Annotated in this window: 11 protein-coding genes and 2 pseudogenes; 8 read left to right on the top strand and 5 right to left on the bottom strand. The window is 68.8% G+C overall.

The window, feature by feature from the left end; all coding sequences use genetic code 11:
- A partial coding sequence (locus tag ACFTZL_RS30765) for a DNA-directed RNA polymerase subunit alpha C-terminal domain-containing protein (RefSeq protein ID WP_382589132.1) occupies nucleotides 1-498 on the top strand: 498 nt, incomplete at its 5' end.
- 184 nt (nucleotides 499-682) lie between these two features.
- On the opposite strand, the gene ACFTZL_RS30760 is transcribed toward ACFTZL_RS30765, so the two are convergent.
- On the bottom strand, nucleotides 683-1,657 hold the full coding sequence (locus ACFTZL_RS30760; protein WP_382589129.1) for a helix-turn-helix transcriptional regulator: 975 nt from the start codon (nucleotides 1,655-1,657) through the stop codon (nucleotides 683-685).
- Between the two features lie 137 nt (nucleotides 1,658-1,794).
- Between ACFTZL_RS30760 and ACFTZL_RS30755 the strand changes: the two genes are divergently transcribed.
- On the top strand, nucleotides 1,795-2,190 hold the full coding sequence (locus ACFTZL_RS30755; RefSeq protein ID WP_382589135.1) for a RidA family protein: 396 nt from the start codon (nucleotides 1,795-1,797) through the stop codon (nucleotides 2,188-2,190).
- A 196-nt stretch (nucleotides 2,191-2,386) separates the two neighbouring features.
- On the opposite strand, the pseudogene ACFTZL_RS30750 reads toward ACFTZL_RS30755, so the two are convergent.
- Both ACFTZL_RS30750 and ACFTZL_RS30745 read right to left on the bottom strand, forming a co-directional pair.
- Nucleotides 2,387-2,902: pseudogene (locus ACFTZL_RS30750) on the bottom strand (SGNH/GDSL hydrolase family protein); the annotation flags it as partial.
- A gap of 14 nt (nucleotides 2,903-2,916) precedes the next feature.
- A pseudogene (locus ACFTZL_RS30745) lies at nucleotides 2,917-3,132 on the bottom strand (glycoside hydrolase N-terminal domain-containing protein); the annotation flags it as partial.
- Nucleotides 3,133-3,368: 236 nt separating this feature from the next.
- On the opposite strand from ACFTZL_RS30745, the gene ACFTZL_RS30740 reads away from it, so the two are divergent.
- From ACFTZL_RS30740 to ACFTZL_RS30730, 3 genes are all read left to right on the top strand, one after another.
- Nucleotides 3,369-5,135, top strand: a complete 1,767-nt coding sequence (locus tag ACFTZL_RS30740) for an FAD-dependent oxidoreductase (RefSeq protein ID WP_382589126.1) — start codon at nucleotides 3,369-3,371, stop codon at nucleotides 5,133-5,135.
- Nucleotides 5,136-5,242: 107 nt separating this feature from the next.
- Entirely contained in the window at nucleotides 5,243-6,157 is a 915-nt protein-coding gene (locus ACFTZL_RS30735) for a MerR family transcriptional regulator (protein ID WP_382589123.1), read from the top strand.
- A 396-nt stretch (nucleotides 6,158-6,553) separates the two neighbouring features.
- Nucleotides 6,554-8,005 carry an amidase gene (locus ACFTZL_RS30730; RefSeq protein ID WP_382589120.1) on the top strand — a complete coding sequence of 484 codons (1,452 nt, stop codon included), beginning with the start codon at nucleotides 6,554-6,556 and terminating at the stop codon, nucleotides 8,003-8,005.
- Between the two features lie 381 nt (nucleotides 8,006-8,386).
- Here ACFTZL_RS30730 and ACFTZL_RS30725 read toward each other — a convergent pair whose 3' ends face one another.
- Nucleotides 8,387-9,181, bottom strand: coding sequence for a hypothetical protein (locus ACFTZL_RS30725; RefSeq protein ID WP_382589117.1), 795 nt, complete (start codon nucleotides 9,179-9,181; stop codon nucleotides 8,387-8,389).
- 41 nt (nucleotides 9,182-9,222) lie between these two features.
- A complete protein-coding gene (locus ACFTZL_RS30720) occupies nucleotides 9,223-9,609 on the bottom strand; it encodes a recombinase family protein (RefSeq protein WP_382589114.1) in 387 nt (128 codons plus the stop codon).
- Between the two features lie 128 nt (nucleotides 9,610-9,737).
- On the opposite strand from ACFTZL_RS30720, the gene ACFTZL_RS30715 reads away from it, so the two are divergent.
- From ACFTZL_RS30715 to ACFTZL_RS30705, 3 genes are read left to right on the top strand one after another with little or no spacing between them, the layout of a single operon-like run.
- On the top strand, nucleotides 9,738-10,142 hold the full coding sequence (locus ACFTZL_RS30715) for a GntR family transcriptional regulator (protein ID WP_382589111.1): 405 nt from the start codon (nucleotides 9,738-9,740) through the stop codon (nucleotides 10,140-10,142).
- Complete coding sequence (locus ACFTZL_RS30710) at nucleotides 10,139-11,035, top strand: ABC transporter ATP-binding protein (RefSeq protein ID WP_382589108.1); 897 nt, start codon at nucleotides 10,139-10,141, stop codon at nucleotides 11,033-11,035. The genes ACFTZL_RS30715 and ACFTZL_RS30710 overlap by 4 nt, the downstream gene beginning before the upstream one ends.
- A complete protein-coding gene (locus tag ACFTZL_RS30705; RefSeq protein WP_382589105.1) occupies nucleotides 11,032-12,036 on the top strand; it encodes a transporter in 1,005 nt (334 codons plus the stop codon). The genes ACFTZL_RS30710 and ACFTZL_RS30705 overlap by 4 nt, the downstream gene beginning before the upstream one ends.
- The last annotated feature ends 28 nt before the right edge of the window (nucleotides 12,037-12,064 follow it).

Genomic DNA, 12,064 nt, shown 5'->3' with positions numbered 1-12,064 from the left:
TACAAGGTCGAGGCCACGCGTGTCGAGCAGCGGACCGACTTCGACAAGCTGATCGTCGACGTCGAGACCAAGCAGGCCATGCGTCCGCGTGACGCAATGGCGTCGGCCGGTAAGACGCTGGTCGAGCTGTTCGGTCTGGCCCGTGAGCTCAACATCGACGCCGAGGGCATCGACATGGGCCCGTCCCCGACGGACGCCGCCCTTGCCGCTGATCTGGCGCTGCCGATCGAGGAGCTCGAGCTCACCGTTCGGTCGTACAACTGCCTCAAGCGTGAGGGCGTCCACTCCGTGGGTGAACTCATGGCTCGTTCCGAGGCGGACCTGCTCGACATTCGCAACTTCGGTGCGAAGTCGATCGACGAGGTCAAGGCGAAGCTGGCCGGCATGGGTCTGGGCCTCAAGGACAGCCCGCCCGGATTCGACCCGACCGCCGCGGCCGACGCCTTCGGCGCGAACAACGACGCGGACGCGGGTTTCGTGGAGACCGAGCAGTACTGACGCTCCGGTGACAGGCCGCGCTCCGGCGTCGGCCGGCTGCCGGGCGATGACGGTCGAGCCGGTAGGGCTCGATACGACCGCACCGCTGGTCGTGGCTCAGCACCACGACCAGCGGGCTGCGCACCGACCACGCCGGTGCGTGCGGCTCATTGTGTTACCGGCCAACTGAGTTGGCTTCCCACTCTCAGGATGAGTCCCCGTAGCGGGTGGCAATCGCGCTGGCGCGATCGCGTAGGGAAGTGCGCAACGACTGCGGGGCCAGCGCTTCCGCGTCCGTGCTGAGCTGCCACAGCGCCCATTCGGCGTGTCGTGAATCCTGGAAGGTCACCTCCAGCCGCAGCCAGCCGTCCGCGTCGGGTTCTTCCGCGCGGACGGCCAGCGCGGTGTCCAGCAGGTCCTCCCGCCGCGCGGGGTGCACCCGTACCCGCACGGTGATGTGGTCGCCGCCGGAGAGAAACCGCGCCGAGCGTTCCCGCCAGATTCGGTCCAGATCGATCCGGTTCGGCCGCTCTGCCGTTTCGGGGAGTTCCTCGGCGGCCAACACCCGCGCCAGCCGGTAGGTGCGGTCTGCGCCGGATCTCGTGGCCAGCAAGTAGCCCCGGTCACGTACGGTGACCAGGCCGATCGGATCCACAGTGCGCCACTGTGGTGTCTGGCCGTGGGCCGCGTAGTGAATGCGCAGCTTGTGTCCGGCGAGGACCGCGCGCCGGACCTCGATCATTGTGGTGCCGGGTACCTCATCAGTGACCAGCCGGCGTGCGAGCAGGTCGGTCTCCGGGTCGACGAGAAATCTCTGGGCCGCGTCGCTCGCGGTGGCCCGATGTCCTTCGGGCAGCGCGTCGACCACCTTCCGCATGGCCGAAGCGAGCGCCGAGCCGAGGCCGAACACCCGCTCGCCGCGCCCCGATCCGGCGGCCAGCAAGGCGAGGGCCTCGTCGTGGTTCAGTCCGGTGAGTTCGGTCCGGAAACCGGGCAACAGCGCAAACCCGCCGTGCCGGCCGCGTTCGGCGTAGACCGGGACACCGGCCGCGGACAGCGCCTCGATGTCGCGCAGCACGGTGCGGGTGGACACCTCCAGCTCGCGGGCCAGCGTGTCCGCAGTCAGCCGACCGCGCTGGCGCAGCAGTAGCACCAGGGAGACCAACCGGTCGGCGCGCATGCCCAGAACGCTAGCCGAATACATGACCAAGGGTGTCGTGATTTGTTGGCAGGCTCGTCGACGCGACGTCAAAGCCGGCTGCTACCGAGCCGATGGACGTACGTACTCCCGATGAATCGAATGGAGCCGATGTGGCAGTGGAACGCACGGCGGTCAACCCGGTGACATGGTCGGCGGAGATGGGATTCAACCAGGGTGAGGTTGTCTCCGGGCACACACGGACCCTGTACGTCTCGGGGCAGACCGCGATGAGCGGCGACGGCAAGCCCCAGCATGACGGTGACATGGCGGCGCAGTTGGCACTGAGCATCGACAACCTGGAGGCCGTGCTCGGCGAGGCCGGCATGTCTCTCGCGAACCTCGTCCGGCTCAACGTCTACACGACGGACGTCGATCTGCTGTTCCAGCACTACGGCGTGCTGGCGGCGCGGTTGGGTGCCGCCGGGGTGGCGCCGACCACCACGATGCTCGGGGTGACGCGACTGGCGATCCCCGGCCAGCTCGTCGAGCTCGAGGGAACCGCCGTCGCGTGACGGGCAGTCGACCCCTCACGCGTCGCTGACGCCGCCGTGCCCGGGTCGTGCGGCTGGAATGGACCGGCCCGGCGGGCAATCGCCTGTACGCCAAGCGCCGCGACCGTGGTCGCACGGTCAGGGGCTGACCAGCGAGCAGAACCAGCCTGCCCCCAAGTGAGACAACGGTGAACCCCGCTCCCCCGCCGGCAGGCGGTCATGCTGACGGCGGCGACGAGCAGTCGAGGCTTGCGAGGTCGACCGAGTCGGCCATGGCCTGCATGCCCTTGTCGTTGGGGTGCACATGGTCGCCGTTTCGAGGAAGGGGAGCATGCGCTCGGGGTCGCAGGGACTGCGCAGAGCCCGGTCGAAGTCGGCCACGCCGTCGAACTCGCCGCTGTCCCGGATGAACGCGTTGACCTCCTGCCGTACGGCCTCCCCTGCCGGGTCCCATTCGGACCAGCCCTTGTAGGGGCCGACCGTGGCGCCGACCACGCACAGTCCGGCGTCATGGGACCGCTCGATGATCTCCCGGTAGCCGTCGATCAGGTCCTGCGTTGTCACCCCGGTGTGGGCCTTGATGTCGTTGATGCCCTCGAAGAAGAACACGGTCCGGACTCCGGGGGTGGGACAGGACATCGCGGTCCAGCCGGTTGAGTGCGCTCTGTCCGGCGCCGTCGGCGAGCAGCCTGTTGCCGGAGATTCCTTCGTTGGCGACTCCCACGACGGTCGTCGCGGTGGACGTGCTCGACGACCGTTCGCGAGGGTCGCTCCGAACGACTCCGCGGCGGTGGGGCTCTCGCCGTGGGTGCCGGTCAGGGTGATCGTTCCGGTGTAGCGTCCGCCGCCGCTCTGGGTGAAGTGCAGGACGATGACGTCGTCGGGGTGGCTGGCGTACATCTCGCGTCGGCGGGTGATGCCGGAGCGGACGTAGGAGCTGGTGACCAGGCCTTGGGAGAGGTCGAACCCCGGGGCGTGCAAGTCGACTGCTGTGACCACCCGTTGGTGGCTGATCCAAGGTCACGTTCTGCTGAGGGTCAGCACTCCCCCGGCTTGGGACGCGAGGTCATATGACGCAGCGTGGGCCGTGACCGCCGCGAGTGATGCGGCATCAAGCCAAAGTTGCGTCGGTCGTCTTCCGGGATTGTCGCCTCGCTCATATCCTCGTGCGCCGATGTTACCGACGGTAAGGGGTGGCGATGAGCGGCACCACGCGCAGAAAGTTCCTGGGCACTGCCGCGGCCGTCGGCGGCGGGGTCACCCTCGCAACCCCCCAGCGGGCTTCGGCCGAGAACGGCAGCGCAGCAGCGCAGACCGTGGCCGTACTGGGCGGGGGCGTCGCCGGCCTCACGGCCGCGCACGAACTCGCCGAGCGCGGCTTCCGGGTCACGGTCTACGAACGCAAGGCACTGGGCGGCAAGGCCCGCAGCATGGACGTACCGGACAGCGGCACGGGCGGCCGCCGCCCCCTGCCAGGAGAGCACGGCTTCCGCTTCATCCCCGGCATCTACCACAACCTGCCCGACACGATGCGGCGCATCCCGTTCCCCGGCAACCCCAACGGTGTCCACGACAACCTCGTCGCCCCCAAGGAGATGCTGTTCGCCCGGTCGGGCGGCCGCGAGGACATCCGGATCCCGCTGCCCTGGCCCGGCAACACCCCGGCCGAACTCACCCCCGACGAGATCCGCCGCGCCCTCACCTCGGTCCTGGACACGGCCTTCAACCTCCCCCTCCACGAGGCCCTCTACTTCGCCAACCGCTTCCTGGTCTTCCTCACGAGCTGCGACGAGCGCCGCGACGACGTATGGGAGCGGACGCCGTGGTGGGAGTTCGTACGGGCCGGACGAATGTCCTACGACTATCAGCGGATCCTGGCCATCGGCATCACCCGCAACATCGTGGCCACCAAGGCGGAGGAGGCCAGCACCCGTACGGTCGCCACCCTGCTGGAGGCCTTCGCCTTCAACCTCCTCGGGCGGGGCGCGGACGGACCACTGGACCGGATCCTCAACGCGCCCACCAACGAGGCCTGGATCGACCCCTGGGTGACGTACCTGAGGTCACTCGGGGTCGAGTTCCATGTCGGCTGGACCGTACGCGACTTGACCCTGGGCGGAGGTGTGATCACCGGGGCTGTCGTGGAGGACCCCGGAGGCGCGCGCCGGACCGTCACCGCCGACCACTACATCTCGGCGATGCCGGTCGAGCACGCCCGCCGCACATGGAACTCCGCCGTACGCGCCGCCGACCCCCAACTGGCCGAGTGCGACCGGCTGGAGACGGACTGGATGACCGGCATACAGTTCTATCTGACCGAACGTACGCCGATCCTGCACGGCCACCTCGACCTCATCGACTCCCCGTGGTCGCTGACCGCGATCGCCCAGGCCCAGCACTGGCCGGGCCACGACTTCCCCGCCGACTTCGGCGACGGCACGGTCGCGGACTGTCTGTCCGTGGACGTCTCTGAGTGGGACCGCCCGGGCATCCTGTACGGCAAGACGGCCAAGCAATGCACCCGTACCGAAGTCGCCCGCGAGGTGTGGGCGCAGTTGAAGGCGGCGCTCAACGACAGCGGCCGTACGGTCCTGAAGGACTCCGTGCTGCATTCCTGGTTCCTCGATCCGGCCGTGGACGGACTCGGCACCCCGAACCCGGTCAACGAGGAACAGCTGCTCATCCATCCGACGGGGACCTTCCACCACCGCCCGCGCTCGGCCACGAAGATCCCCAACTTCTTCCTGGCGGGCGACTACGTGGCCGTGCCCATCGATCTCGCCACCATGGAAGGCGCCAACTCCTCGGCCCGGCAGGCCGTCAACGCCCTGCTGGAACAAGTCGACTCGACCGCCGAACGGTGCACCGTGACCCCCTTGTACCGGGCCCCCGAGTTGGAGGCACTCAAGCGGCACGACCGCACCCGCCACCTCCTCCGGCTGCCGAATCTCTTCGACATCGGCTGAAAGCCCTTGGAACCGCCCACTCGCGTCCGCACCACCTCGGGCGGAGATCGGGATGTCGCACTGAGGCGCTCGAGTCTCCAGTGGCTGGAAGGTCCAGGATCTCGTCCATGGACGACGAACGCCCCGACGTGCTCACCATCGGCCAGCTCGCGCACCGCACCGGGCTTCCGGTGCGTACCTTGCGCTTTTGGTCGGACGAGGGAGCGGTGCCGCCGGTGGCCCGCTCCGCGGGCGGCTACCGGCTGTACGACGCCGAGTCCGTGGCCCGTGTCGAGCTGGTCCGCACCCTGCGGGAGCTGGGCCTCGGGCTCGACGACGTGTGCCGCGTCGTGAGCGGCCGCACCACGGTCGCCGAGGTCGCCGACGCGCATGTGGCCGCGCTCGACGCGCAGATCCGTTCGCTCAAGGTGAGCCGGGCCGTCCTGTCCACCGTGGCCAAACGGGGTTCGACCGCTGAGGAGACAGCACTGATGAACCGGTTGGCGCGGCTTTCCGCCGCCGAACGCAAGCAGATCATCGACGAGTTCAAGGAGGAGGTGTTCGGCGGTCTCGACGTCGAGCCGCGCGTGCGCGACCGCTTGCGCAGCCTCAGCATCGCGTTGCCCGACGATCCCGCACCGGAGCAGGTCGACGCCTGGATAGAACTGGCCGAACTGGTGCGGGACCCCGGCTTTCGCGCCCGGCTGCGCACATGGATGGAGCTCAACACGCCCGCACCGGGGCAGGGGCCTCCCCCCGGGGCGTCCATCTGGTGGGCCAGGCAGGTCGTGCAGACCGTCGCTAAGGTCAGAAAACGCGGGGTCGCTCCCGAGGGGCCGGCAGCGGCCGCGGTGCTGTCCGAGCTGTTCGGCGACGCCGATCGGGCCGCCGTGCTGGGCAGCGTGGAGGCCGGGATCGAGGCAGGCGCGGAGCGCTACCGCAGGCTCGTCGCCCAGGTGCGCGGGCAGGATTCATCGCCCGACGCGACCGAGGAACTGAATTGGCTGGCACGGGCCCTGCGCGCCACAGCAGATCAGACCTGACCGGCCGTATTGTGCTTGTGCGCCACCATCGCCCGGATTTACCAGCGCTACGGCGGACATGAGCTGCTCCTGACTGACTCCTGTCTGAGGAGGAACTGCTCGATCTAGATCAGGTGCTGCGACGCACGGACAATTTTGAGATCCACTTCCCGGGCGGAAGTTACGTCGGGGCGCAACACCAGGCCGACGAGGTCATTGAGGCAGTGCGAACACACCTCGGCCCATGGCGTCTTCGGCAGGCAGGCTCGAAGGTGCGCCAGGACGCCGCGCGTCGCCATGGCCAGCGGTCGGGCGAATCTTCTGTGGCCGGAGAGCAACATGGTACTTCGAGACATCTATCCCGTTGCGCGAAGCGGCATTTCATGGCCTGCTTCAGAGGCCCGTAGCGTCGGATTCATGGAGTGGAGTTTTCATACGGCCGAAGAGTTGGCGGCCGCATTGCGTGCCGGTGAAGTGACCTCGGCGGAACTGACCGATGAGGCGATTGCCCGCATCGAGCGCGACGACAAGGTGATCAACGCGATCTGTGTGCCGGACTTCGACCGTGCGCGGGCCGCCGCGCGCGGTGCCGACCGGGCGCGCGCCCGCGGCGAGGTCCGGCCGTTGCTCGGTATTCCGGTGACGGTCAAAGAGTCCTACAACATGGCTGGGCTGCCCACGACCTGGGGCATGCCGCAACACCGGGACTATGTGCCGGCCGAGGACGCGGTACAGGTGTCGCGTCTCAAGGCCGCGGGCGCGGTGGTGCTGGGTAAGACCAATGTGCCCTTGGGGCTGCAAGATATCCAGAGCTTCAACGAGCTCTACGGCACCACTAACAATCCGTGGGATCACGATCGCACGCCGGGCGGATCCTCCGGCGGATCAGCGGCGGCCCTGGCGTCCGGATTCTGCGCGCTGTCCATCGGCTCCGACCTCGCCGGTTCGCTGCGCACCCCCGCGCATTTCTGCGGCATCTATGCGCACAAGCCGACACTCGGACTGGCGGCACCCCGCGGCATGGTCGCGCCGCCGGCACCGCCATTGCCGGTCGACCTTGATCTGGCCGTCGTCGGCCCGATGGCGCGCACCGCCCGCGACCTCGAACTCCTACTCGACGTCATGGCCGGACCGGACCCGCTTACGCTCGGCAAGGCGTACGACGTGACGCTGCCGCCAGCGCGCCACGAGCGGCTCGGCGACTTCCGGGTCCTGGTCGTCGACGAGCATCCGCTCATTCCGACCGGGTCCGCTGTGCGGGCGGGCGTGAACCGGGTGGCCGACGCGCTTGCCGACGGCGGCGCCCGCGTCGAACGGCACACTCCTCTGCTGCCCGATCTGACCGAAGCCGCCATGCTTTACAGGCAGTTGCTGTTCTCGGGCTCTGTCGCGCGTTTTCCCGTCGAAGCGTACGAGCAGTTGCGGACGCGCGCCGCCGGACTGGGCGCAGACGACCAGAGTCTCGACGCGGCGCTGCTGCGTGGCATGGTGCTCAGCCACCGCGACTGGATCGAGGCGAACAACCGTCGCGAACTCCACCGCCACGGCTGGCGGCAGCTCTTCGCCGAGTTCGATGCCGTGGTGTGTCCGATCACGCCCACTCCCGCGTTCCCGCACGACCACAACCCCAATCCGCTGGAACGCCGGATCGACATCGACGGCGTCGGGTACCCGTACTTCGACCAGCTCGTCTGGGCCGGTCTGGCCACTATGCCCGGCCTGCCCGCCACCGCCATACCAGCGGGCCGCTCCCCCGAGGGCCTGCCGGTGGGAGTGCAGCTCATCGGTCCGATGTTCGAGGACCGCACCCCGCTGCGGCTGGCCGAACTGCTCGAGCAGAGGATCGGCGGCTTCCAGGCACCGAGGTAGGGCGTACTACCGGGTGTCCGTCGAGGATGAGGTGCGGATGACGAGCGAGGGCTGGGGCCTGATCCTGACGCTCGCGGCCTGGCACGCGGGACCGGCCATGTCGGCTGTCCAGTCTCCTCGACAGCCGAATCGTGTTCGCATCAGACGCGAAGCCTTCGCGTAGCCGCGGCGTCGGGACACCAAGGCGTGGACCGTCGTGGCCACGGTTCTCAACGCCGGACTGCGTTACGAGGGTCGAGAACCGAGCGGCTGCGGCAAAGAGCGCCAGCAGGCTGGTCGTCGAGCAGCTTCTGGGCGACGGAGCTTGCCGCCGATGTCGTCCCCGTCGCCGACCCCTTCGGTCCGCCTGTCTCCCAGGGCCCGCGTCAGGCTCGACCCCGTTCAGGCCAGCAGGACATCTTCACCCGCAGTCACAGGGACGACCTGCTCGGCCGACGGCGCCTTGACCTTCACCGGCGTCCCGAAGTCCGACAGCGTCATCGTCGTCATGGCCTTCACACCGCCGAAGCAGGACAGCCGGGCCCGGACGGCGCGCCCCTTCGCGTCGACCCACACGTCCGCGTAGACGGGCATGTCGTCGCCCAGCTTCTTGCGCAGGTCGTCCAGGCCCCGCTTCGTCTCCGTCGTCATGCCGAGCGTCGCGGTGGCGTGGTCGATCGTGCCCCGGTAGTGCACCGCAGGGGCGTCGTTCACCTGCTCCTTGCCCTCGTTCGACACCTGCCGCATCGCCTTCATCTGGCGGAGCAGATGCTCAGGGTCGTTCAGCGGCGCCCGCAGGAAATAGCGGGTCAGTGCCTCGCTCCGAACGGCCGAGGCCCACTGGCCCTCGCCCACCGCGCGCGAGCCCCGCACATAGACGGTGTCGCCGACGAAGACTTCCTCGACGGGGTCCATGCCACTGTCCTCGAACTCCACCGTGAGCCGGCCCCTGTCACCCGCCAGGTCGAAGGCGCCGGTGATCGCGAACACGTACGTCGTGGGGCTGTCGGCGGACTTCAGCTCGATCTTCTCGTCCACGCGGGCGCTGTCCGCGCTCGTCCTCTCGATCGCGGCGCGCACGGCCGCCCCGTGATCCACGGCCTTCTTCGCACTCTCACCCGAGTCATCGTCCGCACCGCCGGAACAGGCGCTGCAGAGCAGGAGGACAGCAGCGGAGAGGAGGTGGGCGCGGCGCATGGACTCTCCGAGGAATCATTACTGCGGCAGGGTGGAGCCCGTCAGGGCCGGTAGATCTTCGCACGAAACCGGTGGCGGGGACGGCGAAACGTCGGCTGGACAGCGAGGCCCGGTACACGGCCACATGTCGGCATCTGCTGGACGGTCTTCTCGCGAGCGTCGTAGAGCTGCTGGGCCAGTTCGGCCTGGTCCGGAGTCAGCTTGGGGCGGCGCCCGCCGACCCGGCCGCGCGCCCGCGCGGAGGCGAGCCCGTCGTTGGTGTTCGCCACGATCAGCTCTCGCTGGAGCTCAGCGAGCACGCTGAGCATGCCGAACATGGCGTGGCCTTCCATGGTGGCGGTGTCGATGCCCTGCTCGATGACGTGCAGACCGATGCCGCGCTCGCGTAGGTCGGCGCCGAGTGTCGGCAGACGGTTGTTTCTCGACACCCGAGCGAGGTCTGGCGAGCGCCACCCACGTGCGACCGGCTCCCCTCGATGCCGGGCGGCTGACGCCCGCAGTGCACGCCTTGCCGAATGGCCGACGTAGAGAGCTATAGTGCTAGGCAACTAGATAAATGGAGGAATCGGTGATTGAGTTCCACCTGAACAGCCGGTCCGGCCTGTCGCCGTACCAGCAACTGGTCCAGCAGGTGAAGCACGCACTGCGCCTGGGCCTGCTGAAGGAGGGGGACCGGCTGCCGACGGTCAAGGACGTGGCCAAGCAGATGGCGGTCAACCCGAACACGGTGCTCAAGGCGTACCGGGAGCTGGAGCACGAAGGCCTGGTGGCCCCCCGCCCCGGCGTCGGGACGTTCGTGACCCGGACGCTGGCCGACGGCACGCTCGCCGCACAGGGACCGCTGCGCAAGGACCTGCAGCGCTGGCTGACCAAGGCCCGGCTGGCCGGGCTCGACGACGAGAGCATCGAGGCGCTGTTCCTGAACACGTTTCGTAACGCCGCCGGAGAGGACGTAGCGTGAACGCCGTCTTACGAGCCCAGGGCCTGGGCAAGAGGTACAAGCAGCGCTGGGCGCTGCAGAACTGCGACCTGGACATCCCCGCCGGCAGGGTGGTCGGCCTGGTCGGCCCCAACGGCGCCGGCAAGTCGACCTTATTGAAGCTGGCCTCCGGCATGCTGACCCCGACGACCGGCACCATCGAGGTGTGCGGTGGTCGTCCCGCTGAGGGTGTGAAGCAGCTGGCCAAGGTCGGTTTTGTCGCCCAGGACACCCCGACCTACGCCGCGCTGAGCGTCGCCGACCACCTCGAATTCGGCAAGCGCCTCAACCCGAACTGGGACAACGCCGTGGCGCGCGACCGGATCCGTCGCCTCGGTCTGGACCCGAAGCAGCGGGCCGGCAAGCTGTCCGGCGGCCAGCGCGCGCAGCTCGCTCTCACCCTGGGCATCGCCAAGCGCCCCGAACTGCTCATCCTGGACGAGCCGGTCGCGGCCCTCGACCCGCTCGCCCGACGGGAGTTCATGCAGGACCTGATGGAGGCCGTCGCCGAGCACGAGCTGAGCGTCGTGCTCTCCTCCCACCTGGTCTCCGATGTGGAGCGGACCTGCGACTACGTCATCGTCCTGGTCGACTCCCGGGTACAGGTGGCCGGTGACATCGACGACCTGACCGCCAGCCACCACCGGCTCACCGGCCCGCGCAGGGACCCGGAGACGCTCCCGGCCGGTCAGCACGTCATCACCGCCAGCCACACCGACCGGCAGACCACCCTCCTGGTGCGCACCGACACCGCGGTCCACGATCCGTCCTGGACCGTCAGCCCGCTCGGCCTGGAAGACATCGTTCTGGCCTACATGACCCGGCCTGCCGATGCGGTGCGTGACACCCGACCCGCACTGGAGGTACTCCGATGATCTGGCTGACCTGGCGCCAGTTCCGCACTCAGGCCGCCGTGCTGTTCGCCGCGGTGGCTGCCCTCGCCGCCACCCTCGCGGTCACCGGCCCGCAGTTGGCCGACCTCTACCGGACGGCCGGCAGCGACCTGGTGGACCAGGTCTCCAGTTCGGACCAGACCCTCTACTACACCGGACTGGCGGTTGTGCTCGCCGTGCCGGCGGTCATCGGGATGTTCTGGGGCGCGCCGCTGATCTCCCGTGAACTGGAGACCGGCACCCACTACCTCGCGTGGAACCAGGGCGTCACCCGCACGCGCTGGCTGGCGACCAAGCTGGGCCTTGGTGCGGCGGCCTCCATTACCGCCGCAGGACTGGCCACACTCGCGGTGAGCTGGTGGAGCAGCCCCATCGACCGGGCTGTCAACGGCGGTGCCGAGACGGACACGTACTTCCCGCGGCTCGACCCCGTGGCCTTCGCCGCACGGGGTGTCGTCCCCATGGCCCATGCCGCCTTCGCCTTCGTCCTGGGCGTCGCCCTCGGCCTCGTCATCCGCCGCACCCTGGCCGCGATGGCAACCACACTCGTCGCCTACGCCGCCGTCCAGATCACAGTGCCGATGTGGATCCGGCCTCATCTGGTCGCCTCGGATCAGACCACCGTGCCGATCACGACCGGTATCCCCATCAGCATCCAGGAAGGCGCCAAGGAGATCGTTGCGCAGGCCGAAGTGCCCGGTGCCTGGGAAACCTCCCAACAGACGCTGAACGCCGCCGGTCAGCGGTCCTCCCTGCCGTCGTCCTTCGCCGAGTGCCTACGCCCCGAGTCGGGCTCGCCCACCGCGCAGCAAATCGACGGCTGCATCGCCGACCTCGGTGCCCAGGGCTACCAGCAGCAGGTGACGTACCAGCCCGCCGGGAACTTCTGGGCCCTTCAATGGGCCGAGACCGGGCTTTACATCGCACTCGCCCTGGCCCTGACCGGGTTCTGCGCCTGGTGGATCCGCCGCCGAGTGACCTGACAGACGGCAGTCCCACCACGGGAGTATC

This window comes from Streptomyces sp. NPDC056948 (assembly GCF_042674225.1).
GTDB lineage: Bacteria > Actinomycetota > Actinomycetes > Streptomycetales > Streptomycetaceae > Streptomyces > Streptomyces purpurascens.
Note: the sequence above shows the minus strand (reverse complement) of the source record. Positions and strands in the feature narration are given on the sequence as shown.